Here is a 23216-nt window from a genome sequence, read left to right on the forward strand (position 1 = left end):
GGAGCATCTCAGCACGCTGTGACAATGGCGTCCCGACCGGCGGCGCGATGCGCCCGCTCAAGCACTGTCGATCCGATCGAGCAACGCCTTCGCCTCCACGGTGCGACGGTGATCCGGGCCGAGTGCGGCCAGGCAGGCGTCATGGGCGGCTACGGCGGGCGGACGAGCCTCGGTGCCGCGCTCCAGGCCGAGAAGGGCGGTGGCCGTGGCCAGCTCGACCGCGCCGGTTTCCGAGCGGCACTGCTCCGGGGGCAGACCGCGGAACAGCTCGTCGGCGCGCTTCGCCTCGGCGAGCGCCTCCTCGTGGCGGCCTTGGCCGTTGAGGCTGCGGGCCAGACCGAGACGCAGGACCAGGGTGAACCGGTCCGACGCGCGGTGGGCGGCAAGTGCCTCGTACGCCAGCGCCTCCGCCTCCGAGTGGCGGCCCAGCGCGGTGAGGGCGAAGATCTGCCCGTTACGGGCAGCCGTGGTGATGAGCGCCATGTCCGGCCCTGTGCCGCGGGCCGCGACCCGGGCGACGGCCGCACACTCCGCCTCGCATTCGGCGTGCCGGGCGAGTGAACTCAGCGCCTGCGCGCGGTCCGAGCGCACTTTCAGGGTCTGCGGGTGTTCGGCGCCGAAGATCCTGCCGAAGACCGGCAGCAGTGCGTCGTACGTGGTGACGGCATCGGCATGGCGTCCCTGAGCGCCCGCCGCGAGCGCGGCGATACCCAGTGCCAGTGGCGCGTACGCGTCGTCACGCGACCGGGACCGGGCCGCGGCCACGGAACGCGCCTCGGCCTCGGCCGCGGCATAGCGCCCCGCCTGGTACAGGGCCGCGGCCTGGTCCAAAGGGGTTCTCGTCGTCCGGGCGGCCCCGCCTCGGCCCCGCCACGAAAAGAGTTTCATGCCCGGAGCATACGAAGGTCACACACACCGGTTCGAAGGAGAGGTCAGGTCAGGGTTCGACCTGTGCGTTCGAGCCCACGGCGGGCTGCTTGCCCGCTCCGTCGGCTCGCGTCGCCTGGCCGGAGCCTCCCGGATCAGGAGCGGGACCAGGGCCGCCGTCCGTTGGTACGGCGGGTACGGCCGGCGCCGATGCCCGCGACGTGCAGGGCCAGGGCCGTGAGCCCGAGCAGCATCACGTTCGTCGAGGAGAACACCACGTTGGTGCCGATCTCCGCGGCGTTGATCAGGAATGCGACGAAGAACAGTACGGCGGCGGCTGTGCCGAGCATCGTGGGGCTCCTTCCGAGAGGTGTCGTCCGTATGCCCCCGCAATGCCGCGGCACACCCGTACGACCGCGGACGGCCTCTGACCGGGATGCGGAGGAAGGCACGAGCAGTCCGCGAGAAGAGTGCGGCTTCGTCGCTCCGGGGTGCCGGGCGGTGCGTGAAGATCCGTGACGGAAAGGGCGAGATCAAGCTCTTTCACACCAGAGATCACGCCGTTTCCCCGGTGATCAGCCGACTGGCGTCGCCCAAGGGTGAAGATCGAAAACCCCGGAGGGTAGGACGAAGGGGGCGAAAGGGGTGGGGACGCATGCTCTTGGAGCGAGAGGGAGCGCTGGGCGCTGTCTCGGCAGCGGCGGCGGCCGCGCGCGCGGGCGGTGGCCGCTGGGTCCTGCTCTCGGCACCGGTGGCCGGTAGCGGACGGACCGCGCTGCTGGAGGAGGTCGTACGGCGGCAGACCGATGGCGGCGCCATGCAGGTGCAGCGTGCGCGCGGCGTCCCCGAGGAGGCCGACTTCCCCTTCGGGCTCGTCCGGCAGTTCCTCTCGGACGACGAGGTGCTTCCCTTCACGGGACTGAGCGGACCGGATGAACAGCGGCTGTGCCACATGCTGGTGACACGGCTGGGCCGAGCCGCGGCCGAGCAGCCCGTACTCGTCGCGGTGGACGACCTCCACCACGCCGACGAGGTCTCCCGGCGCTGGATCGGCTACCTCGCGCGCCGCATCGCCGACCTCCCGGTTCTGCTGGTGGTCACCGAGTGCGCCACGCCGTCGGCAGTGGTGCCGTTCCCGCCCTCCGCCGGCACGTCCGTCGTCCTCCACCCCCTCAGCGACTCCGCCGTCGGCCTCATGGCCCGGGAAGCCGGCCTTGATCACAAGGACACGGAAACCTGCGTCGAGGCGGGTGGCGGGAACCCGGCCCTGGTGCGGGCGCTCGTCTCCGACCTCGCGGAGGGTCGGCTCTCCCGTCCGCTCTCCGCCCCGTCGCACACCCGGTACCGCGACACGATCGCCGAGTGGCTGAGGCGGAAGGCCGATCCGTGTTCGCGCCACGCCTGCCTGGCCCTCGCCGTCGCGGCCGAGGGCGGTTTCCACACCGACCCCGTGCTCCTGCGCAGGCTCTCCGGCCCCTGCGCGTCCGACCGTTCGTCGTGCGAGCGGTCGGTGCGCCGTCTCGGCAGGTTGCTGAGTCATCCCCTCGCGAGGGAGGCCGTTCTCGCCGCGGCGGAGCCGGGAGAGATCACCGCGCTCCGCATCCGGGTCGCGGAACTGCTGGACGAGGGCGGCGCCCCCGCGGCGGCCGTGGCGGCGGGGCTCCTACGCCTGGACCGGCCGGGCGAGTCGTGGATGGTCCGCGCTCTGGACGAAGCGGCGCAGGACGCGGTCCGCACCGGTCACGTGGCTCGGTCGGCCGAGTACCTGCGCCATGCGCTGAGCGGTCCGCTCGATCCGGAGCGGCGCGCCGACCTCACGGTACGTCTCGCCTCGCTGGAGCTTCCGCACAACGCGACCGCCGCCATCCGCAGGCTGCGCAGCGGACTGGAACTGCATTCCGACCTTCGGGAGCGGGCGACGACGGCGACCAAGCTCAGTGCGGCGCTCGTCGCGAGGCGGGACACCGGTTCCGCGTTACGGGTCCTGCACCAGGCCGGTCGCGCCGGCGACGCCGAGCTGGTCCAGATGGTGCAGACACTCGGTGCCCTCATCTCCTCGCACGACAACGATGCCTGGCGCACCGCCATCGCCGGTCTGCGCGCCCTCGCCCCCACGGCGGCCCCCGCCGTCGAGCCGCTCGTATGCGGACTGATCACCGAGTACGAAGCCGGAGCGGGCCTCTGCTCGGCGGCCGAGGCGGTCGCCAGGGTCCACCCGCGACTGGCCCTGCCCGTGGACCCCCAACTGCGCACCGCCTGGCTCGGCAGCGCCGCCACCCTGCTCCAGTGGGCGGACCGCCTGGAAGAGGCGGTCGAGTTGACGGCCTCGTGCCTGCCGGCCACGCCCGTTCCCCCGGACCTCACGAACGCGGGCACGCAGTGCCTGCTCAGCGTTCGAGCCGAAGCGGCCTTGTGGGCCGGAGCGTTCGACCGCGTCATAGCCGAGAACGGGCCTTTGGTGGAGGCGACCGCCGGGCAGGGGGTCCGGCTGCCGCATCTGACGGCCATGGTGGCGATCGCACGGTACGAGACGGGCGGGCGCCGCGAGGCGTGGAGGACCGTGGACCTGGTCGGCCCGCCGCCCGTGAACGACAGTTCCTGGGAGTGGAACGAGATCCGTTACGCACGGGCCCTGCTGCACGCGGCGGACCTCGACTGGGCGGCGGCCCTCGACGACTACCTGGCCTGCGGGGCGGGTCAGCGCGCTCATGACTTCGTCAGCCCCGTCGCCACGCCGTGGCGTTCCGGAGCGGCGATCGCCCTGGTGCGGCTCGGTCAGCGGGAGGCGGCCCGCGAACTCGCCGAGGAGGAGTTGCGCCATGCCCGGACCTGGGGCACCGCCCGTACCGTCGGCCGGGCACTGCGGGCGGTCGCCGCTGCCGTGGGCGGCAGGATGGCCCTGAGTTCGCTGACCGAGGGCGCCGAGCTGCTCAGAACGAGTCCCGCACCCGTGGAACTCGTGGAGACCCTGGTCGATCTGGGAGCCGCCCACATGGAAGCGGGCAACCGGCGCAAGGGTCGCGAGGCACTGCGCGAGGCGCACGCCGTGGCCCTGCGGCTCTCCGCGCCCGCCACCGAGAGCGGGGAGCCGGGCGGTGCCGCGCGTCTCCTCGTGATGGTGGACGACGCGCTGCGCGCAGCCGGGGCGCGGAAGAGGAGCACCGGCCACGCACTGACCCTCGCCGAGCGGCGGGTGGCCGAGCTGGCGGCCGAGGGCCGGACCAATGCCCAGATCTCCGCGGCGCTGTGCCTCACTCGCCGCACCGTGGAGACGCACCTGACGCACGCCTATCGGAAGCTGCGCATCGCCCGGCGCGCCCAACTGGCCTCCGCAATGGGACGCGAGGAGCCGGCGGCGGACCCGGGGACCGGCGCGGGGGATCCGGGGAGCCAGGGCGGAGCGTAGGGGCGGAGCGTAGGAGCGGAGGGGCGTACAGCCGCGCGGCGACCGGACGAAGGGGCGGGGCTCGTTCCGACGGCCCCTGCCGGATCCCGGGAGGGACGGTTCGGCAGGGGCCGGGGAACACGCGTCCTCCCCGGCGGTGACGGTCTCCCGTCACCGCCGGGGGAGCGTCAGGACTTCGACACGGTGAAGGAGGCCGAGGCGTTGTCGCCGCTGCCGCCGCTCCGGCTGCAGGTGTATCCGCTCGGGACGGAGCAGCTGTACCCGTTGCTGCCCGTGTAGGGGTTGTTCCAGTACACCGTCACCTTGTTGCTCTCACCGGTCATGCCGAAGGTGACCGAGCCCTCCGTGCCGGTCATGAAGCCCTCCGACTCGCTCGCCCACTTCGCGGTGACGCCGGGCTGGACCATGGAGGGAGGCAGCATGCCGTCCGACCAGATTCCCCAGCGCAGCCACGAACCTTCGCGGGCCAGCAGCTTGCCCGAGTTGTTGGTCAGGGTCACGGTCGTGCTCCGGGCCGCGGTGGCTCCGGGCACCGTACTCGTCGGGGACTGCGCCTTCGCCGCCCATGAGGGCTGGACCGTGAACGTGACCGCGGCGTTGTTGCCCCCGCCGCCGCTCCTGTAACAGCTGTACCCGGACGGGACGCTGCACTCGTAACTGTTGCTGCCCGCGTAGGGGTTGTTCCAGTGCAGCTGGACCTCGCCGCCCGAGAGCGCGTACTTGGCACGTCCCTCGGTCCCGGTGGCGAAGCCGCAGGACTCGCTCGCCCAGCGCGGGGACTTGTCGTTGGGGATGTTGTCGGGCGGCAGCATGTCCGTCGTCCAGCAACCGTGATCGAGCTTCTCCCACGTCTTGATCAGGTTCTGCCCGGTCTTGTTGACCAGGGTGACGCTCGTGGAACGCTGCGCGGTGGTCCCGGGCAAGGTCTTCGTTCCGCTGTCGGTGACCGGGCTCCGCTCCGCGGACGCCTGCGGTGCGCTCTGCCCCGTCGAGGCCTGCGCGACGGGGGCCAGGGCGAGCGTGCCCGCCGCCATGAGCACGGCGGTGAGAGCACCCGCGGCGGTGCGTCCGAGGTGGGTGGTGGAGGTCTTGAGCTGCATGAGTCAGTCATCTCGCTTCGAGGTAGCGGCGAACGGGAGCGGGCCCTGTTCGCCTGGTTCACACACGGGTGCCACAAGCCGTACCGGCGCCGTGCGCGTCACTGGACGTAGAGGACCCACGTGCTGTGGCCGCTGTACTCGATCAGCATCTTGGTGGCCGCCCCGAGGCCGTACAGCACCCAGTAGTTGGCTTCCGCCTCCAGGTGCGAGGCGAATTCACCGGTCCATATCCAGATTCCGGACGCCGAAGCCGCCATGGGGGCGGCGGGCGCCACCGATGTCTGTTCCGAGGCGGCGGAAGGCGAGGCGGCGTACGCTTGGGCGCCCCCGCCGGCGAGAACCGCTGCGGCGAGCACGGCGCACAACGAAGCCGCGCGAATTGTTCTGCGCATGACAATGTCCTTTCGGTATCACGGAAGCCAACAGCCTTTCCCCCGCGCTGAGTCGGCTGTCGACGCAGCTATGCGGTGGGGCTCGGCGTGGCGCCAGACTGTCACGGCGCGGCCATGCTCAGGCATCGTGGAAAACCGCGAACTTAGCCGGTGGTCCCGGCCTCGAGGCAGGCGGCTCGCCCGCCGCGGCGTCGACCAGCAGGGCGGCCACGAGCGCAGGTCGTGGGCGTACGCGTACTCGCTCAGAGACCGGTAGGCGCACCCGTCCGCCCGCGCGTCCCGTTCGCCCCAGTGGCGTCCTCCGCGGAGCAGCACCAGGGCGTCCGCGGGTCGCCATGCGGTACGCCGTCCAGCGCGGCCGGCAGGCCGACCGCGGCGAGGAGTTCCATGGGGAGTTCCTTGTCGGCCTGGCCGAGAGCCAGGCCGAGCCAGCGGTCACCGCCGGACAGCGGCCAGGCGTACATGCTCGTGGTCACCTGGCTGAGGGTGCAGAGCGGCTCGGGCACGTCACGCCTGGCACCGTCCCCGTCCCCGTCCCCGCACTCGGCCCAGAGTTCCACGACGAGCGGATCGCCCCAGCGCGCGGTGCACACCGCGATCAGGGCGTCCAGGCAGGCGCTCAGCTCCGCGTCCACCTGCTCCCACACCTGCGGGTCCTCCGCGTCCCAGAAGTCCCGGCTCCGGTGCAGGACCCGGATCAGATGGTCCGGGCCGCCGTCCCCGGTGTCGTCCTGGAACTCCGTCTCGGGGAAAGGCCTTACGACGAGGCCGTCGATCAGCGGGAGACAGGCCTCGGGGGTGGCGTCCGTGGCGGATCCGGAGTTCTTGCTGCTCATGGGTAGGGAGCGTAGAAGACGGCACCGACAGCCAAGGGCTTCGTGACCGAGGGCGACGGCGGCCGGCGCCCACGCATCGGGTTCACCCTGGCGGTCAGTCGAATTCGGGGTTCCCGGTGACATCTCCGCGGGTGCGGATGCGGTAGCGGACCTCGAGCCCTTCGGGGCCCTGAGCTCGAATCGCGCCCCACGGGAGGGTCTGGGCGGTCTTGAGCGTGGTGAAGTTCGGGTCCTGGACCACCTGGATGGTCACCCCGTTCACCTTTCGGGTGAGGGTGAGTGCGTCGCGCGGTTCACGGATCTCGACGGAGGCCTTATGGCCGACTGCCACGTGCAGGACCACCAGGCCACTGCGCCCGATGACCTCGTTCCTGTCCCGAACGGCCACCACACCACCTCATTCGCCGGGGGCGCCCCGCCACGGCCGTGGCAGGTACTCCGCTGCGCCGACGATGCTAGCGACAGCACTCGGAAGCACCGGGGAAGGCGCGCCTGTGCGGCGCGCCGCTTCCCGACCGGTCGCGGCGCGGCGGCGTCGAACGTCGCATCAACCGCTTGGAGCACCGGCGGGGCATCGCCACCCCCGTCTCCCCGGTCGGACTCTGTGTCGCCCGCACACCTCAGGAGCAGGAGCGAAGCGCGTCGTCCCAGGCACCGGGGCTGCGGTAGTGGTTCCTGTGTCCGGCGGCAAGTACGTGGCGTAGTTCGGCGAGATGCCGGGTGTTCGTGGGGAGGTCCAGCCGGCCGAGGATGGTCAGTGCGGCAGCCGGCCGCAGGTCGCCGTACACGTCGTGGAAGCTCGCCAGGAGGCCGTGGAAGACGGCCGAGTGCAGGGCAGGGAGCCGCATGGCGGTGCGGTACGTCGGCTCCTTCACCGTCCAGCGCACCGGTCCCGAACACTCCAGGACCCGACGGGCTCGGCGGAGCAGAGCTTCCGACCGTTCGGACACCGTCCGGTCGATGTCGTTGCCGAGGACCTCGGCGAAGGCCGTCGCGGAAGTGGCGTGGTCCTCGAACCAGTCCACCCACAGCGAGTAGGTGATGGCCTCGGCGTCCCGGTCCGCCTCCAGCCGCTGACGGTAGCCGTCCCACAGCACGTCGGCCGGCAGCGGGCCGGCCGCGTCCTCGTTCGCGAACCGGATCTCGCACGTGACCCAGTACTCGTCGAGGAGGTCCAGCAGTCCGAAAGCCAACCGCACCTGCTCGGCTGCGTCCAGGTCTTCGGCGAACACATCGCCGGCCCACGCGTGCGCCACCTGGTTGGCGGTGAGGAGCACGTCCGGCTCCTTGTCGCTCACCCACCCGTCGCGCATCTGGCTGACGCCCTGATCGGCCAGCCAACGCCGCGCCGCCTCCTCGGCCTGCATGTCCACCCGGGAAGTATGACAAGCCTCGCAGGATCCGGACGAACGGTTCCGCCGCTGGTCGGCGGACGGAGCCTGGAGCCGGCTCCTGGCCCATGTCCCGCAGGCGGCCCAGTGCGACTGCCTCGACTCACTCCGGCCAGGGGACGGGCTCGACCGCCGTGTCCGCGAGGACCCGAAGGAACGCTTCGATCGGGGCCGCGAGCGGTGGGGCTCCGTAGACGACGGCGTCCACGAAGCGGTGGTCGTCCGGGAGCCGGTCGATCCTCACGTCGGGGTGTCGGTGCGCGCGGAGGGCGAGGCCGGGCAGCGTGGTGACACCGAGGCCGGCGGCGACGAGTGCCTGGGCGGCGACGTAGTCGTCGGTCTCGAAGGCGACCTCCGGGGTGAAGCCGCGCTTCCCGCACGCCGACAGGAGGTGCGTGCGGCACCGCTCGCAGCCGGCGATCCAGCGTTGTCCGCGGTAGGTGTCGAGGTCGGTGGGCGGACCGGGCCAGGACGCGCCGGCCCGGCCGACGACGTAGAGCGGCTCATGCAGGATCGGTGTCACGGTGTGGCCCTCGCGGTCGCCGGGCGGGCCGTCACCGTGATGGAAGGTGAAGGCGACATCGACCTCGCCGCGCCGCAACGCCGCCAGGGCTTCGGGGGGTTCCGCCTCGGTCAGCGCCAGTTCGATGTCCGGGTGGGCGGTGCCGAAGGCGGCGGCCACGGTCGGTACGACCGTGGCGAGGGCGGAGGGGAACGCGGCGAGGCGCACCCGTCCGGCGCTGAGCCCGGCATGGGCGGCGAGTTCGGTCCGGGCCGAATCGATACGGCCGAGGATCTCCTCGGCGCGGTCGGCGAGCAGCCGGCCGGCCTCGGTCAGCCGGATGCCACGGCCGGCCCGCTGCACGAGCGGCACCCCGGCCTCGGCTTCGAGCCTGGCGAGGTGGTGACTGACCGTCGGTTGCGCGTAGTGGAGCGCGGCGGCGGCAGCCGTCACCGAGCCCTCGCGGGCGATGGCGGCGAACACGCGGAGTCGGTTCTCGTCGAACATTCATCGATAATATCGATGGATCCATCTGGAACTGACATTTGTCCTATGGATGGCCTGCTGCGCAGCATGAGGGCATGCACAGTTCCGCGATACCCCTCCCCCTCCCCCTCCCCCTCTCCGTCTCCGACGTCCTTCGCGCGCGCCGTCGGCAGAGCGCGCACCTTTCCCCGACGCCCTTGCTCTCGTACCCGGCCCTCGACGCCTCTGTCGGCGCCGGTGTCCGTGTGTTGGTCAAGCACGAGAACCTGCAGCCGACCGGCGCCTTCAAGGTCCGCGGAGGCATCGCCCTGCTGGCCGGCATGGATCCTGACGAGCGCGCCCGCGGTGTCCTCTCGTACTCCACGGGCAACCACGCGCAGTCGCTCGCCCATGCCGCAGCGCTCTTCCGCGTCCCGTGCACCATCGTCATGCCCGAGAACCCGAACCCTTTGAAGGCCGAGGCCGTGCGCCGCCTGGGCGCCGAACTGGTCACACACGGCGGCGACTTCGACGCGGCACGCCGTCACGCCGAGCAGCTCGCGCCCCGGCGCGGGATGCGCCTGGTCGGCGCGGCGAACGAACCGGGCCTGATCGCGGGCGTGGCCACCGCCTACCTGGAGGTCTTCGAGCAGGAACCGGATCTCGACGCGATCATCGTGCCGGTCGGCGGTGGCAGCGGCGCCGCCGCCGCTTGCCTGGTGGCGGCGGCGATCAGCCCGCGCTGCCGGGTCATCGCGGTGCAGTCCCGCCACTCGCCGGCCGCGCACGACTCGTGGCGCTCCGGCCGCTGTGTCGAGCGCCCGAACACCACGACGGCGGAGGGTCTGGCCACCGGATCGGGCTTCGAACTGACGCAACGTCTGCTCCGCGAGCACCTGGCGGACTTCCTGCTGGTCGACGACGAGGAGATCCGGCGGGCACAGTGGTTGCTCATGCGTGATGCCCGTACGGTGGCCGAAGGGGCCGCCGCCGCACCGCTGGCCGCGCTCCTCGCGGTGCGCGAGGACCTCGCGGGGCAGCGGGTGGCGATCATGTGCACCGGCGGGAACGCCGGAGAGGCCGACCTGCTGGCCTGTCTCTCCGCGGCGGCCCACCGGGGATGAACGGTTCGCCTCGTGGTCCGGGCGTCGGCGGCCGGCCCACGGGGGTGGTCGGTCGTCGATACTGATCTTCATGCATGCCAACGTCACCGCCGCCACCCTGGAACGCGTCGCCGGTCACCGGATCCGCTTCGACGCCCGCTTCGAGCAGTACTTCGACAGCCTCGGCGAGCGTTTCGACGTCCCGGTGCCCAGCCGGTACGTCCCCCGCTGCCTGGAGCTCCTGCGGGAGTTCTCCATGCGTGGTGGCAAGCGGCTGCGGGTCGTCCTGCTGTACGAGGCGGCCCGGCTGGTCACCACCGACGCGATACCGGGGCTCGCCGAAGCCGCACTGAGCATCGAGCTGCTGCAGACGCACGGTCTCGTCCACGACGACATCATCGACGACGCGCCCCTGCGCCGCGGCGGCCCCTCGACGTACTACGCCTACCGCGGGGAGTTCCCCGGCCAGGACGCCACCGCTCTCGGGCTCGCGATACTCGCCGGGGACCTCGCCGCGTTCCTGTCCACCCAGGTCCTGCTGGAGGCCGAGGTTCCCGCCGAGCTCCGCCAGGCGCTGCTCGGCGTGCACACGCGCACCGCCGCGGAAACGGTGGCCGGGCAGATCGCCGACCTGGAGCGGGACTCCCACACCGTGCCCGACGAGGAATTCCTGCACACCGTCACCGACTTCAAGAGCGCCCGGTACTCGATCCTCGCGCCGCTCACGATGGGCCTGCTGGCCGCCGGTGAGGATCCGGCACCGCACGCCGAGCGCCTGCACCGGTACTCCCGGCTGGTGGGCGTCTCCGAGCAGATGCGCGACGACTTCCTCGACCTCTTCGGCCCGTCCGGCGCCGACCCGGCGGCCGAGGTGAAGTCCACCGGGGCGGACATCCGCTCAGGCCGTCGCACCTACGCCGTCCGCGCGGTGCTGGCCGCCGCGACCGGGGCCGACGCCGCCCTCGTGGAAGCGGCGCTCGGCGATCCCGCCTGCCCGGACGAGACCCTGGGCCGGATCAGGGAGATCGCCCGCGCCACCGGCGTGGACCGGCTGCTCAAGGCGGAGATCCGGCGGCACGCGGAGGCGGCCGCCGCCGAGGCGGCGTCCTGGGCACCGTACTGGCGCCCGGAGGCCGTGGAGTTCTTCCAGGGTCTGCCGATGTGGAACGTCGACCGGATGTCCTGAGCGGCGGGGAAACCGACCGACGGCGCCCGACCACCCCCGACCACCCCGACCGCCCCCGCCGAGCCGCGCCCCGCTCCACCGAGCCCCGCCGAGCCCCCGGTCAACACCGGGCGCCCGTGATCACCCCCGGGGCACGTCGAATCCCGCCCGGCGAACCGGCCGCTCGCGGGCGAGCCGCACCCCCGTGGATCCGGGCCGCGCTGGGGTCCGGCCGGCGAGCGACGCTGCTCCGCGCGAAGTTCCCCGCCCGCGGGCGGCCGCCGGGGCGGGCGGAAACGATCACATTCGGTGCCACCATGCCTCCGCACACACCGGGTAAGGGCGGGCTCGGCCGTGAGGCCGGTGCGCAGGGATGAGAGGTACGGAAAGTGGCACCTCGCGTGGTCCAGCAAGCGGATGGGTGTCTCCCCACGCGGGAGGGCCCGGACACCGTCGGCGAGGGGCCGGCAGTCACAGGCGCCCCGGCCGCCACGGGCGCCCCGGCGACCGGACGAACGGACTCCGAACTCCTCATCGCCGCGTCGGTCCTGCTCGCGGACGCGGCCCTGACGGCCAAGCAGTCGGGGGCCGAGCTCACGGGAGCCCTGTTCAACTGGCGGTTCGGCCTGGAGGCGCTACGGCGCCCCGCCTGGGCGCTCGGCACGGCGGTGGCCTGTGCCCAGGCGCTCACCCGCCCGTCGGGGCTCGGGTTCGGGGCCAACGGCGGCCTGATCGGCGAACTGGCCCGGATGGCGGGGAACATGGCCTACCGGCGCCCCGCCAAGATCGCCATGGCGGTCGACGCCTTCGCCCTGCGCATCAAGGCCGCCGCGGTCGAGCACCCCAACCTGGACTCGCCGCCCGCCCGGCGCGTCACCGACGCGATGGTGGCCGGGAACCGCCTGGAGGCGCTGCGGGCCATGGGTGCGCTGATCGAGCTGCTCGGCGTGACCCGCGCCCTCACCACGATCAGCCCCGTGATCATGGAGCTGCTGGCCCTGCTCGGGATGCTCGACGAGAACCCGGTCAACGACGACTTCTCCTGGGTGACGCTGGCCGGCGGGGTGCCGACCACCGACCCCTTCCTCGGACTGCCGAGTTCCGTGCTCAGGTTCCTCAACCCCGGGCCGGGTCGCGCCGAACGCGCCGAGCCGGACCCGATCCTGGCGAAGGTCCTCGCCACCTCGCAGAACGACATCGTCAGCTACGTGAACGACATCGGCGCCCTCGGCAACCACGGCCTGGTACTGCTGCGCCGCGTGGCCTGCGCCGACGGCGCCGTCCGCCATGTCCTGCTGCTACCGGGGACCAGCTTCGGGCTGTTGAGCAACAGCACCCCCCAGGACCTGGTCGGCGCCTTCGACGGGCTGCTGCGCACGGACACCACGTACACGCGCGCCGCGAAGAAGCTGCTGCTGCGCGCCGGGGTCCCGGCCGGTTCGGAAGTCATGATCGTCGGGCACAGTCTGGGCGGGCTCACCGCGATGAACCTCGCGACCGACGTGGAGGTGTCGTCCACCTACCGGATCACCCACGTGATCACGCTGGGCTCCCCGATCGACGGCAAGCGACCCGCCGACCACACCACGCGGGTGATCAGTCTCGTCAACAAGCACGACGTGATCCCGATGTTGGACGGGCGGGGACCGGCCTCACCCAACGACATCCCCGAGAGCTGGGTCGAACTGGCCTGGCTGGACGAGTCGTACGACTACCCGCTGTCGCACGCCCCGCAGGCGTACTCCGACTCCCTGCGCGGGGAGCTGACGCACCACCGGGAGCAGGTCAACAGGCTGATCGGCGCCTACGACGGTGAAGTCGTCGGCAACCAGCCGTACATGCTCCGCGACAAGTGACCACGAGGGAGACCGACCGATGACCCCTGTCGACAGTCCGGCCACGGCGGCGCGACGTCCCGCGACGGCCTGGCCCTTGGAGAACGCCCTGTTCAGCGCGGCCATGGTCGCCCAGCGGCTGCCCTGGACGGACGCCCCGGCCCGGGCGCTGGGACTGGACGCGCTGACCCGGGGCGGGGTGACGCGCCGGTTGCTCGGGCACCTGCGCCGCACCCGGTCCGGCCGCCCGGTCACGCTGAGCACCCCCTACGGCTCGTTCCTGGTGCCGCTGACGCCCGGCGACACCGAGGGGCTGCTCACCCGGGCCGACGAGGCGGGGGCCCTGGGCCCGGCGTCCGGGCTCACCTCGGGCGGCCGGCGGTACGGGCTGTCGCCGCACGCGCCGTTGGACCAGGAGGCGGCGGCCGCGCCGGCCGCCGATCCGCGGTCGCGGGAGGCCTTGGACGCCCTGCTGGCCGAGGACGTGGACCGGGCCGTCGCGGCCCGCCGCGGGGACGGCACCCTGGAGTGGCAGGCGTGGTACCGCGACATGCTGCGGCTGAGCCGCCGGGTGGTGGTGGGCGCCGGGGCCGCTCCGGACACCCTGCTGAGCGAGGTGATCGCGGTCGCGACGTCCACCGCGGGCGACCGGTCGTACGGGGCCGGGTCCGCGGCCCTGCGCCGCCGCCTGGAGTTGCACCTGACCGACCCGGATCCCGATTCCCTGACCGGGCGGGTGCTGGCGCGGGGCGCCGATCCGGACGCCGTGGCCCCGGCTCTCGCGCACGCCCTCGCGCTGGTCTCCGAGGCCGCCGCCGGGACCGCGCTGCAGGCACTGGCCCTGCTCGCCGCGGGCGCCGCCGTCTCCCCGGCGGACGCCGTGGGCGAGGCGTTGCGCCGGTACCCGCCGGTGGCGGCCGCCGTGTACCCGGTGCGGGCGCCGTTCGTCTGGGAGGACCTGGCGATCGGAGCGGGTACGGAGATCCTGCGGGCACCCGGATGGTTGCGCCGTCCGGGCGACGCGGACGGCACGGTCCCGGATCCGATCCCCTCGGCGCTGTGCGCGGACCCGACGGGTTGCGCCGCCGCGCGGTTCGCGGCACTCGTCGCCGAAGCGGTCGTACGGGTCGTCACGGCGCGGGTCCGCCCCGTACTGATCGCACCGGCGTGCACCGCCGACCGGCTGCCGGACACGCTCGACCCGCGGACGCTGCTCGTGGCGCTGCAGGACGTCGACGACCCCGGGGTCCACGAGGACCACCGTGGACGTGCGGGCGACGGGCGGGTGACGGTCGGCACGGCGACCGCCGTACCGGTGTCGGCGTACGGGTACGCGCCGGCGTCGTACGGCGCGCTGGCCCACGCCAGTGCCGACCGGTTGGAGCGGCACGCGGAGAGTCTCGCGGCCTGTGCCGACAACAGCGGCTGGAACGAGGACGAGGCGGGCGAACGCTTCCGGATGATCCTGCTCGGGCACGCCGAACGGTGCGCGGAGGCCGCCGACGACGTCCGGCGCGCCGCGCAGCGTCTGTCGGACTGAGGGGGACCGTCACATGCGTACTTCGATCCTGGCGGGGCTCGGCTCCTACGTCCCGCCGCGCACCGTGACCAACGCGGAGTTGTGCGGGGGGCGGGCGCTGGGCGACGAGTGGATCCGCGAGCGCATCGGCGTGGCCGGCCGGCGGATCGCCGACGGCGAGGCCACCGTGGACCTGGCCGTACGGGCGGGCCGGCACGCGCTGACGGCGGCCGGGGCGACCCGGGCCGACGCGGTCGTGCTGGCGACGATCTCTCCGGACCGGCTGCTTCCGGCCGGGGCGCCGGAGGTCGCGGCACGGCTGGGGCTGGGTACCGTACCGGCGTTCGACCTGGGGGCGGGGTGCAGCGGCTTCCTGTACGGCCTGGGCGTGGCCTCCTCGATGATCACCGGCGGGGCCTTCGACAGCGTGCTGGTGGTCGCCTCGGACGTGTTCAGCGCCTTCCTCGATCCGCAGGACTGGCTGATGTCGGCGATCTTCGGCGACGGGGCGGGGGCCGTGCTGCTCCGGGCCGGCGCGGCGGACACCCGGGGCACCCCGGGTGTGTTCGGGCCGTTCGACCTGGGCAGCGACGGGACGCAGGCCGACCTCCTGGAGGTTCCCGGCGGGGGTGCGCGGGCACGGAAGCGGATGGTGGCGGAGCCCGGCGGGGAGGAGCCTTCCGCGTACTTCCGGATGGACGGACCGACCGTGCGCAAGCAGGCCGTGGTCGGGATGTGCCATTCGCTGACGCGGGCCCTCGACCGGGCGGGGTGGTCCCTCCGCGAGCTGGACCGGGTGGTCGCCCACCAGGCGAACCAGCGCATCCTGGACGGCATCACCGACGAGCTGGGGCTGGCCCCCGGCCAGGTGTTGTCGCACATTGGCTCGTACGGGAACACGGCGGCCGCCTCCGTTCCCGTCCTGCTGGCCCAGGCAGCGGCCGCCGGAACGCTGATGCCTGGGCAGCGGGTGGCGCTCACCGCGTACGGGGCCGGGCTGGCCTGGGGCTCGACCACCCTGGTCTGGCCCGAGGTGCGGGCGGTGACCGAAGGCGACGGCTGAACCGCGGACCGGCCCGGTCACCGGCGGGGCGCTACCAGAAGGGGGTGTCCCGCCGGTCTCGTTCCCGGTCCACCAGGGCCTGCACCGCGGCCTGGGCGTCGGCGCACAATCGCCGGGCGGCGGCGGCCCGTTCGGCGTAGGACGTCGGCCGGGGCGGCGCGGGGATCGGTTCCCCGACGGTCACGAGCCACTTCGAGGGCAGGGGGAAGACCGGGGTGATCGGGAAGTAGGGGAGGTCCAGCAGGCGGGCCAGGGCCGGGATCTCCCCGATCCGGGGACAGGCCTCCTCGGCTCCGATGACGGACACCGGGACGATCGGCGCGCCCGCCCGGACCGCGGTGACCGCGAATCCGGGGCTGAAGGGGCGGAGTCGGTATCGCTGACGGAACGGCTTCTCCAGTCCCGAGATTCCTTCCGGAAACACTCCGACGAGTTCACCCGCGTTCAGGTGTTCCAGTCCCAGAAGCGGATCGAGAGGAATCGCGCCTTTCTTGCGCGCGTACGAACCGATCACCGGGAGACGGAATACCACGGGCGCCGCGGGGACGTGCAGCGGGCGATGGACGCTCCGGGTGAAAACCTTCTGAAGAACGAAGCCGTCCAGGCCCCAGGCGCCCGAGTGATTGGCGACGACGACCGCCGGCCCGTCGGCCGGAATGTTCTCCAGCCCCAGGACGTCCAGCCGGAACCAGTCGTCGACGAGCCAGTCGAGGAGCTGGTCCCAGGCCGTTTCCCCGGCATCGCCGAGCAGCCTCTTCATGTTCTTGAGTTCGGCGCCGGCCGCACCGAGCACCTCGATCACATCAGTCATGCTTTCCGACACAAATGATCCTCACCCTCATGTTTCGAATCATCAGGAAGCCGTTCCGGAGCGGGTTTTGAGTAAATACCTTGCCGTGGTAGTTATTTGAACGCGAGAACGCCCCCGTCGGGGAATCGCTTCCGCTCCCCCGCTCCTCCGTCGGCCGTTGCGCCACCATGCTGCAATGACCTCGATACCGCAAATGAGAGCTCCTTGTGACCACTTCCGCGCCGGAATCCGTCCTCGACGTGATCAGTGAACTGCTCGTCGAGAGGTTCGAAGTCCCCTCCGACGAGGTACAGCCGAACGCGCCCATGCGCGGCCTGCTGGTCGACTCGCTCATGGTCGTCGAGATGGCCATCACCGTGCACGAGGTGCTGGGCGTCAAGGTCGAGGAGGACGAGCTGCGCGACGCGACCCTCGCCGAGTTCGCCGCGTCCGTCGAGGCCCGACGGACGGACCGTTGAGCCTTCGCGCCGAGGCCGTCGTGACCGGGCTCGGCCTGGTCACCGCCGCCGGGTGCGACCGGGACAGTACCTGGTCGGCCGTTCTGGCGGGCCGCTCCACCGCCGCCCCCGACGCCGCCCTGGGCGGTCTGCCCGTCTCGCTCAGCTGCCGTGTCCCGGAACTGGACCACCCGGTCCTGCGGCGGCGCGGCGGGGCCCGACTGGATCCGGTCTCCCGCTTCGGCCTGACCGCCGTGGCTCAGGCGCTCGACCAGGCCGGGCTCGATCCGCGGGACTGGGACGGCAGCCGGGTGGCCGTGGTCACCGGCGGCGGTGTCGGCGGGGCACGGTCGCAGGAGAGCGCGCAGGCCCGACTGGTCGAGCTGGGACCGGAGTTCGTCTCGCCGTACTTCCTCACCGGCTACCTGGTCAACATGGTGTCCGCGAACATCGCCCTGCACTTCGGGGTGACCGGTCCGGCCCTGTCCACGTCCACCGCCTGCGCCTCGGGCACCACGGCCCTCGGCCTCGCCCGGGACCTGCTCGCGACCGGACAGTGCGACATCGCGCTCGTCTGCGGGTCCGAGGCGGCTGTGACCCGGCTGAACGTGACCGGCTTCGCCCAGCTGGGCACCCTGTCCGGAACGGGATCGCGGCCCTTCGACCGGGCGCGGGACGGCTTCGTCATCGCCGAGGGCGCCGGCGCGCTGGTCCTGGAGCGCCCCGGCCACGTCGTCGCCCGGCGGGCCCGGCCCCTCGCCCGGCTGATCGGTTACGCGGCCTCCACGGACGCCCACCACCTGGTGGCTCCCCACCCGGAGGGGCGCGGCGCCGAACAGGCCGTCCGCGCGGCCCTGTCGGACGCCGGGCTGGCCCCTGGAGACGTCGGGCACGTCAACGCGCACGGCACGGCGACCCGGCAGAACGACGAGATCGAGGCCGCCGTCCTGCGGCGCGTGTTCCCGCACCGGCCGCCCGTCACCTCGGCCAAGGGCACCCTCGGGCACACCCTCGGCGCGGCGGGCGTGATCGAGGCGGCGCTGACCGTGCTGGCCCTGGCCGAGGGCACCGTGCCGCCGACCGCGGGGCTGCGCGAGACCGACACGGGCATGGACATCGATGTGGTCGGTGGGACGGCGCGGAACCATCCGTCGTCGGTCGCCCTCAGCAATTCCTTCGGCTTCGGCGGCCACAACGCCGTGGCGGTCCTCGCCCGCGCCTGAGGGAGCGGGACGGGCATGCCCGTACGCGGGACGGTACGGTGCCCGCCGGGCCGGGCATTCGGGTGGCGGACCGCCGTGTCGGGCCGCCCGCTCCGGCCCGGTTCGCCATCCTGGGCCAGGCACGGCATCACGATCGCCGCTGCCCTCCCCCACGGCGAGAAGGAGTACGGCATGCCGACGGACGCGGTCGGGCGTTTCCTCGCGGCTCTCGGACCGCAGCAGCGGGAGGCCGTCACCGGCAGACCGCAGGAGGACCAGGAGCGGCTCGCGGCCGCCTGGGAGCGGGAGCTGGTCTCGGACGACGAGCTCGACACCCTGGACGAGTTGTCCCCGCCCGCGGCGGAGGCCGAGGCGGCCCGTCGCGTCCTGGACCGCGAAGGGTGAGGTCGAGCCGGCGGCTCGGTCGGCATCGGCGCCCGGCTGTTCGTCGTGGGCGGGCGCCGCTCCCGAACGTGCCAGGTGCCGGACCTGTCAGGTGCCGGACGTATCAGGCGCCCGGGGTGTCGAGCGGCCGTAGGAAGCGGCGCTCGTACCGCTTGATGCAGCGGGTTTCGCGTGCCAGGTCGAAGGCGGCCTGGCACTCCGGGTCGGACATGCTGTCCGTGCGGTACTGCTCGTAGGCGGCGAAGCCGGGGAAGGAGAAGAGGGCGTAGGCGATGTCGCTGTCGCCCTCGCTGGGCAGGAAGTAGCCGTGGTGGGTGCCTCCGAACCGGTTGACCAGCCGGACCCAACGGCGCCCGTACTCCTCGAAGTCCGCGAGCTTGTCGACGTCGATCTCGTACTTCAGATGAATGGTGATCACCGCCCCATCATGCCGGGCCCCCACGACTTCCCCCGCGCGGAAGCAATCGCCGCCTTCGGGGGAGGGATCGGGCCACATCCTCGTACGCTGCGGACGTAGGAGAGAAGCAGCGGAAGGGGGAACCGCATGTCCATGCGGAAGGGTGCCAACGTACCGGTGCCGAGTGCCACGGTCCGGGTGGAGCTGGGATGGCGAGGGGGTCCCGGGACGCCCGATGTGGACGTGTCGGCCCTGCTGCTGACGGCGGCCGGGAAGGTGCGGTCGGACGACGACTTCGTGTTCTACAACCAGCCCGTGCACCCCAGCGGTGCCGTGCGCCACGAGGGACGGCGTCAGGACGGGGCGGGCGTGGTCGAGACGATCGGGGTGACGCTGTCCGGGGTGGAGGACGAGATCGGGACGGTGGTGGTCGCGGCTTCCACCGACGGCACGTTCGGTCAGGTGTCCGGCCTCTTCGTCCGCGTGCTGGACGCGCGGAGCGGCGTGGAGACGGCACGGTTCGACGCCACGGATGCCACCTCCGAGACCGCGTTCGTGCTCGGGGAGCTGTACCGACGGGCCGGTGCGTGGAAGTTCCGAGCGGTGGGTCAGGGGTACGCCTCCGGGCTGGCCGGGCTCGCCACCGACTTCGGGATCACGGTGGACGATCCCGGCCCGGCCCCCGCCCCGACTCCGCCCGCGCAGGTGCCGTCGCCCGTGCGGCGGGAGGTGGATCCGCCCGCGCCCGCCCGCCCGGTACGGCTGTCGAAGATCACCTTGACGAAGGCGGCCCCTACGGTATCGCTGACCGAACAGGGGGCCACCTCCGGAAGCATGCGGGTCAATCTCACTTGGAGCGTCGCCGCGCCGCCGCGCGGGTGGATGCGTAAGGGGAACGATGCCGTCCGGTTGGAGGACGTCGACCTCGACCTCTCCTGCCTGTGGGAGCTGCGGAACGGGACGAAGGGGATCGTCCACCCCATCGACAACCAGTTCGGCTCGTTCCACCAGCCTCCGTACATCCAGCTGGACCACGACGACCGGACCGGAGCGAGCGAGGCCGGCGAGAACCTCACGATCAACCTCGATCACGCGGCCGAGATCAAGCGCGTCCTGGTCTTCGTGGTCATCTACGCCGGGGCCACCAGCTTCGCCGGGCTCCAAGGGGTCGCCACCCTGCATCCGCCCGTCGGTCCGCCGATCGAGGTGCGGCTGGACGAATGCACCGTCCCCTCGCCGGTGGCCGCCATCGCCCTGATCGAGAACGTGGGCGGGGAGCTGATCGTCCGCCGCGAGGCCCGGTACCTCCTGCCGGCGCCCGGCATCTTCAAGCAGCAGGCCGCGGACATCGAGTACGGCTGGGACATGAGCTGGCAGTCGGCGAGCAAGGACTGACCCGCCGGCCTCCTTCCGCCCCTTGGTGACTCGTGCGTACTGCACACCTCATCGGTGACAGCCGCGACTGTCGCGGCCCTCGGGCCGCGTGACAGCGTGAGGACGTCACCGACCGAGGGAGCAGGAGTGAACAAGGGGTACGCCGCCTTCTGCGACGCCGACCGCTGGTTCTACGACGCGCCGTACCGGCGGGCCGAGGAGAACCACCCGGCCGCGCACGCCCCCGTACCGGCGGGGTGGCAGACGCACCGCAGCGGGGACTGGCTGGCGCTGCGGCCCGTCGACGCCCGGCTTCCCTCCCAGGGCTGGAAGATCCATGTGTCGGCGTGCCTGGACAACGCCGAGTCCGTCCTCGAACGGGTCCGCGCCTACTGCCTGGAGCGCCGGATCGCGTTCAAGTTCGTACCGAGTCGGTACCTGTTGCACCTGCGCAACGCGAAGTACGCCGACCGTGCGGCGAGCGGCAAGTTCCTCACCGTGTACCCGGCGGACGAGGAGCAGTGCCGGCGCGTCGCCGAGGAACTCGACGGACTGCTGGCCGGGGAGCCCGGCCCGTACATCCTGAGCGATCTGCGCTGGAACGACGGTCCCGTGCACCTGCGGTACGGCAGCTTCACCCTGCGGCACTGCTACGACGAGCGCGGTGAACTCGTCCCGGCGATCGAGACCCCGGACGGCCGGCTCGTTCCGGACCCGCGGGGTCCGGTGTTCCAGCCGCCCGAGTGGGTCGAGATGCCCGCGTTCCTCGCGCCCCATCTGGCCCGGCGGGCCGCCGCCACCCTCGAAGGCCTCCCGTACACGGTCGAACGGGCCCTGCACTTCTCCAACGGCGGCGGTGTCTACGCCGGTCGTGACGTGCGCACCGGCGAGCCGGTCGTCCTCAAGGAGGCGCGCCCCTTCGCGGGACTCGCGGCCGACGGGGCGGACGCCGTCACGCGGCTGCACCGTGAACGCAGGGCGCTGGAGCAGCTGACCGGGCTGGCCTGTGTGCCCGCGGTGCACGGCACCTTCACCGTGGGCGACCACCACTTCCTGGTGATGCAGTACCTGGAGGGCAAACCGCTCAACACCTACTTCGCCCGCCGGCACCCGCTGATCGAAGCGGACCCGGATCCTGCGGAGCTCGCGGAGTACACCCGGTGGGCGCTGGAGGTCCATCGGCGGGTGACGGCGGCCGTGGACGCGGTGCACGCCCGCGGCATCGTCTTCAACGACCTGCACCTGTTCAACGTCATGGTCGCGGAGGACGAGGCGACCGGTGGGATGTCGGTCGCACTGCTCGACTTCGAGGCCGCCGCCCATGTGGACGAGGGGCTCCGCCAGACCGTCGCCAACCCGGCGTTCGTCGCCCCGGCCGGGCGACGAGGTTTCGCCGTCGACCGGTACGCCCTGGCCTGCCTGCGCCTCGCCCTGTTCCTGCCGCTGACCAGCCTGCTGGTGCTGGACCGGGCCAAGGCGGCGCACCTGGCCGACATCGCCGCCGAGCAGTTCCCGGTCCCGCGTACGTTCCTCGACGAGGCGGTACGGGAGATCCTCGCGGACCCCGGTCCTGGCTCGGGTCCTGGGTCCGGTCCTGAGTCGTCCGCCCCTCCCCCTACCCGCCCTTACCTGCCCGTCGAGCCGGGCGACCGGGCCGCCGCGTGTGCCTCGATGACGGCGGCGATCCGGGCGAGCGCCACCTTCGACCGCGAGGACCGCCTCTTCCCCGGGGATCCGGCCCAGTTCGCGACCGCCGGCGGCGGAACCGGATTCGGTCACGGAGCGGCCGGTGTGCTGTACGCGCTCGCCGAGACCGGCGCCGACCCGTGGCCCGAGGCCGAGGAATGGCTGCTGGCCCGGACCAAGGAACCGGCCTCCGGCATGCCGCTGGGCTTCTACGACGGCCTCGCCGGTCTCGCGTGGACCCTGGAACGGCTCGGCCACCGCGACCGGGCGCTGGCCCTGGCCGAACGGCTGCTGGACCAGCCCTGGCAGTCGGCCGGACCCGACCTGCACGGCGGACTCGCCGGCATCGGCCTGGCCCTGGATTCCCTGGGCTCGACCACCGGCGAGGGCGCGCTGCACGCGGCGGCCCTGCGCTGCGCCGACCTCCTCGCCGATCCCGCGACCACGTCCGGGCCGCGACGGGCCGGCCTGCTGCACGGGCACAGCGGTCCCGCGCTGCTCCACCTGCGGCTCTACGAACGTACCCGCGACCAGGAATGGTTGATCCGGGCCGGCCGGGCCCTGCACCGCGATCTCGACCGCTGTGTGACCAGCGTCTTCGGTACCCTCCAGGTCGACGAGGGCTGGCGGACGATGCCCTACCTCGGCGCCGGCAGCGTAGGGATCGGCATGGTGCTGGACGACTGGCTGGAGCACGCCCGGGACGACCGCTTCGAGCGCGCCCGGCCGGAGATCGTCCGCGCCGCCCAGGCGACCTTCTACGCCCAGCCCGGCCTGTTCCGGGGTGCGGCCGGCATGATCCTCCACCTGGCGCGGACCACGACTCCGGGTCCGGGTTCCGGCGCCGCGGACATCGCCCGACAGGTGGAGGCCCTGGCCCGGCACGCGGTCCCGTACCGCGGCTTCCTGGCCTTCCCCGGCGAGCAGATGATGCGCCTGTCCATGGACCTGTCCACGGGCACGGCCGGCGCGCTCCTCGCCCTCGGCAGCACCGCGCCCGGTGGGCGCGCGCACCTGCCGTTCCTCCCTCCGCCGCGGTCGGCCGCGGCGGTCCAAGAGCCGGTCCCCCTCGCGGGGGCCGTGTCCCATCGGAACACCACAGTGAAGAGGAAACGGACATGACGCTTCTCGACCTGCAGTCGATGGAAACCCCCAAGGAAGAGACCACCGAGGTCGCGCACGGTGGCGGTGGTGGCGGTAGCCGCGCCAGCCTGCTGCTCTGCGGTGACAGCAGCTTGAGCATCACGACCTGTAACTGAT

General features: G+C 72.5%; 22 protein-coding genes. 12 read left to right on the forward strand and 10 right to left on the reverse strand.

Features of this window, described 5'->3' with window-relative positions:
- Nucleotides 1-57: 57 nt before the first annotated feature.
- Nucleotides 58-888 (reverse strand): tetratricopeptide repeat protein, encoded by an 831-nt coding sequence (locus ACGFYY_RS09555; RefSeq protein WP_393707885.1) that lies wholly within the window; start codon nt 886-888, stop codon nt 58-60.
- 134 nt (nt 889-1022) lie between these two features.
- Complete coding sequence (locus ACGFYY_RS09560) at nt 1023-1217, reverse strand: hypothetical protein (protein ID WP_393707886.1); 195 nt, start codon at nt 1215-1217, stop codon at nt 1023-1025.
- A gap of 305 nt (nt 1218-1522) precedes the next feature.
- On the opposite strand from ACGFYY_RS09560, the gene ACGFYY_RS09565 reads away from it, so the two are divergent.
- Nucleotides 1523-4273, forward strand: a complete 2751-nt coding sequence (locus ACGFYY_RS09565; RefSeq protein ID WP_393707887.1) for a LuxR C-terminal-related transcriptional regulator — start codon at nt 1523-1525, stop codon at nt 4271-4273.
- Nucleotides 4274-4440: 167 nt separating this feature from the next.
- On the opposite strand, the gene ACGFYY_RS09570 is transcribed toward ACGFYY_RS09565, so the two are convergent.
- From ACGFYY_RS09570 to ACGFYY_RS09595, 6 genes are all read right to left on the reverse strand, one after another.
- On the reverse strand, nt 4441-5373 hold the full coding sequence (locus ACGFYY_RS09570; RefSeq protein WP_393707888.1) for a Crystal protein ET79: 933 nt from the start codon (nt 5371-5373) through the stop codon (nt 4441-4443).
- Nucleotides 5374-5471: 98 nt separating this feature from the next.
- Nucleotides 5472-5765 (reverse strand): hypothetical protein, encoded by a 294-nt coding sequence (locus ACGFYY_RS09575; protein WP_393707889.1) that lies wholly within the window; start codon nt 5763-5765, stop codon nt 5472-5474.
- 242 nt (nt 5766-6007) lie between these two features.
- Entirely contained in the window at nt 6008-6601 is a 594-nt protein-coding gene (locus ACGFYY_RS09580) for a hypothetical protein (protein ID WP_393707890.1), read from the reverse strand.
- A 94-nt stretch (nt 6602-6695) separates the two neighbouring features.
- The gene (locus ACGFYY_RS09585) at nt 6696-6989 is read right to left on the reverse strand and encodes a hypothetical protein (protein ID WP_393707891.1); all 294 of its coding nucleotides are present in this window, start codon (nt 6987-6989) and stop codon (nt 6696-6698) included.
- A gap of 232 nt (nt 6990-7221) precedes the next feature.
- Nucleotides 7222-7968, reverse strand: a complete 747-nt coding sequence (locus ACGFYY_RS09590; RefSeq protein ID WP_393708018.1) for a hypothetical protein — start codon at nt 7966-7968, stop codon at nt 7222-7224.
- Nucleotides 7969-8095: 127 nt separating this feature from the next.
- A complete protein-coding gene (locus tag ACGFYY_RS09595) occupies nt 8096-9001 on the reverse strand; it encodes a LysR family transcriptional regulator (protein ID WP_393707892.1) in 906 nt (301 codons plus the stop codon).
- Nucleotides 9002-9075: 74 nt separating this feature from the next.
- On the opposite strand from ACGFYY_RS09595, the gene ACGFYY_RS09600 reads away from it, so the two are divergent.
- The 5 genes from ACGFYY_RS09600 to ACGFYY_RS09620 all read left to right on the forward strand — a co-directional run bounded on the left by ACGFYY_RS09600 (nt 9076) and on the right by ACGFYY_RS09620 (nt 15644).
- Entirely contained in the window at nt 9076-10083 is a 1008-nt protein-coding gene (locus ACGFYY_RS09600; RefSeq protein ID WP_393707893.1) for a threonine/serine dehydratase, read from the forward strand.
- Between the two features lie 70 nt (nt 10084-10153).
- Complete coding sequence (locus ACGFYY_RS09605; RefSeq protein ID WP_393707894.1) at nt 10154-11248, forward strand: polyprenyl synthetase family protein; 1095 nt, start codon at nt 10154-10156, stop codon at nt 11246-11248.
- Nucleotides 11249-11616: 368 nt separating this feature from the next.
- Entirely contained in the window at nt 11617-13083 is a 1467-nt protein-coding gene (locus ACGFYY_RS09610) for a hypothetical protein (RefSeq protein ID WP_393707895.1), read from the forward strand.
- 19 nt (nt 13084-13102) lie between these two features.
- Nucleotides 13103-14602, forward strand: a complete 1500-nt coding sequence (locus ACGFYY_RS09615) for a hypothetical protein (RefSeq protein ID WP_393707896.1) — start codon at nt 13103-13105, stop codon at nt 14600-14602.
- Nucleotides 14603-14615: 13 nt separating this feature from the next.
- Complete coding sequence (locus ACGFYY_RS09620; RefSeq protein ID WP_393707897.1) at nt 14616-15644, forward strand: beta-ketoacyl-ACP synthase 3; 1029 nt, start codon at nt 14616-14618, stop codon at nt 15642-15644.
- 31 nt (nt 15645-15675) lie between these two features.
- On the opposite strand, the gene ACGFYY_RS09625 is transcribed toward ACGFYY_RS09620, so the two are convergent.
- Nucleotides 15676-16455: a lysophospholipid acyltransferase family protein gene (locus ACGFYY_RS09625; RefSeq protein WP_393707898.1), complete on the reverse strand. Its 780-nt coding sequence runs from the start codon at nt 16453-16455 to the stop codon at nt 15676-15678.
- A 206-nt stretch (nt 16456-16661) separates the two neighbouring features.
- Here ACGFYY_RS09625 and ACGFYY_RS09630 point away from each other — a divergent pair, with 206 nt between their 5' ends.
- The 3 genes from ACGFYY_RS09630 to ACGFYY_RS09640 all read left to right on the forward strand — a co-directional run bounded on the left by ACGFYY_RS09630 (nt 16662) and on the right by ACGFYY_RS09640 (nt 18499).
- Nucleotides 16662-16913 carry an acyl carrier protein gene (locus tag ACGFYY_RS09630; RefSeq protein WP_365279649.1) on the forward strand — a complete coding sequence of 84 codons (252 nt, stop codon included), beginning with the start codon at nt 16662-16664 and terminating at the stop codon, nt 16911-16913.
- On the forward strand, nt 16910-18115 hold the full coding sequence (locus ACGFYY_RS09635) for a beta-ketoacyl-[acyl-carrier-protein] synthase family protein (RefSeq protein WP_393707899.1): 1206 nt from the start codon (nt 16910-16912) through the stop codon (nt 18113-18115). The genes ACGFYY_RS09630 and ACGFYY_RS09635 overlap by 4 nt, the downstream gene beginning before the upstream one ends.
- A gap of 171 nt (nt 18116-18286) precedes the next feature.
- Nucleotides 18287-18499, forward strand: coding sequence for a hypothetical protein (locus tag ACGFYY_RS09640; protein ID WP_393707900.1), 213 nt, complete (start codon nt 18287-18289; stop codon nt 18497-18499).
- 103 nt (nt 18500-18602) lie between these two features.
- Here the strand turns inward: ACGFYY_RS09640 and ACGFYY_RS09645 are convergent, their stop codons facing one another.
- Nucleotides 18603-18917, reverse strand: a complete 315-nt coding sequence (locus ACGFYY_RS09645) for an NIPSNAP family protein (protein ID WP_365279640.1) — start codon at nt 18915-18917, stop codon at nt 18603-18605.
- Nucleotides 18918-19043: 126 nt separating this feature from the next.
- Between ACGFYY_RS09645 and ACGFYY_RS09650 the strand changes: the two genes are divergently transcribed.
- From ACGFYY_RS09650 to ACGFYY_RS09660, 3 genes are all read left to right on the forward strand, one after another.
- Nucleotides 19044-20291: a TerD family protein gene (locus ACGFYY_RS09650; RefSeq protein ID WP_393707901.1), complete on the forward strand. Its 1248-nt coding sequence runs from the start codon at nt 19044-19046 to the stop codon at nt 20289-20291.
- A 126-nt stretch (nt 20292-20417) separates the two neighbouring features.
- Nucleotides 20418-23078 (forward strand): class III lanthionine synthetase LanKC, encoded by a 2661-nt coding sequence (lanKC, locus tag ACGFYY_RS09655; protein WP_393707902.1) that lies wholly within the window; start codon nt 20418-20420, stop codon nt 23076-23078.
- Nucleotides 23075-23215: a SapB/AmfS family lanthipeptide gene (locus ACGFYY_RS09660; protein WP_365279627.1), complete on the forward strand. Its 141-nt coding sequence runs from the start codon at nt 23075-23077 to the stop codon at nt 23213-23215. Before lanKC ends, ACGFYY_RS09660 begins: the two co-directional genes overlap by 4 nt.
- The last annotated feature ends 1 nt before the right edge of the window (nt 23216 follow it).

It is taken from the genome of Streptomyces sp. NPDC048331, from assembly GCF_043201215.1.
Lineage (GTDB): Bacteria > Actinomycetota > Actinomycetes > Streptomycetales > Streptomycetaceae > Streptomyces.

Excerpts from the sequence above, each read along its gene's own strand:
- ACGFYY_RS09580 (WP_393707890.1), bottom strand. The coding sequence starts at position 6,601 with ATGAGCAGCAAGAACTCCGGATCCGCCACGGACGCCACCCCCGAGGCC.
- ACGFYY_RS09565 (WP_393707887.1), top strand. The coding sequence starts at position 1,523 with ATGCTCTTGGAGCGAGAGGGAGCGCTGGGCGCTGTCTCGGCAGCGGCG.
- ACGFYY_RS09650 (WP_393707901.1), top strand. The coding sequence starts at position 19,044 with ATGTCCATGCGGAAGGGTGCCAACGTACCGGTGCCGAGTGCCACGGTC.
- ACGFYY_RS09555 (WP_393707885.1), bottom strand. The coding sequence starts at position 888 with ATGAAACTCTTTTCGTGGCGGGGCCGAGGCGGGGCCGCCCGGACGACG.
- ACGFYY_RS09605 (WP_393707894.1), top strand. The coding sequence starts at position 10,154 with ATGCATGCCAACGTCACCGCCGCCACCCTGGAACGCGTCGCCGGTCAC.
- ACGFYY_RS09560 (WP_393707886.1), bottom strand. The coding sequence starts at position 1,217 with ATGCTCGGCACAGCCGCCGCCGTACTGTTCTTCGTCGCATTCCTGATC.
- ACGFYY_RS09590 (WP_393708018.1), bottom strand. The coding sequence starts at position 7,968 with ATGCAGGCCGAGGAGGCGGCGCGGCGTTGGCTGGCCGATCAGGGCGTC.
- ACGFYY_RS09575 (WP_393707889.1), bottom strand. The coding sequence starts at position 5,765 with ATGCGCAGAACAATTCGCGCGGCTTCGTTGTGCGCCGTGCTCGCCGCA.
- ACGFYY_RS09660 (WP_365279627.1), top strand. The coding sequence starts at position 23,075 with ATGACGCTTCTCGACCTGCAGTCGATGGAAACCCCCAAGGAAGAGACC.
- ACGFYY_RS09625 (WP_393707898.1), bottom strand. The coding sequence starts at position 16,455 with ATGACTGATGTGATCGAGGTGCTCGGTGCGGCCGGCGCCGAACTCAAG.
- ACGFYY_RS09615 (WP_393707896.1), top strand. The coding sequence starts at position 13,103 with ATGACCCCTGTCGACAGTCCGGCCACGGCGGCGCGACGTCCCGCGACG.
- ACGFYY_RS09595 (WP_393707892.1), bottom strand. The coding sequence starts at position 9,001 with ATGTTCGACGAGAACCGACTCCGCGTGTTCGCCGCCATCGCCCGCGAG.
- ACGFYY_RS09600 (WP_393707893.1), top strand. The coding sequence starts at position 9,076 with ATGCACAGTTCCGCGATACCCCTCCCCCTCCCCCTCCCCCTCTCCGTC.
- ACGFYY_RS09640 (WP_393707900.1), top strand. The coding sequence starts at position 18,287 with ATGCCGACGGACGCGGTCGGGCGTTTCCTCGCGGCTCTCGGACCGCAG.
- ACGFYY_RS09570 (WP_393707888.1), bottom strand. The coding sequence starts at position 5,373 with ATGCAGCTCAAGACCTCCACCACCCACCTCGGACGCACCGCCGCGGGT.
- ACGFYY_RS09620 (WP_393707897.1), top strand. The coding sequence starts at position 14,616 with ATGCGTACTTCGATCCTGGCGGGGCTCGGCTCCTACGTCCCGCCGCGC.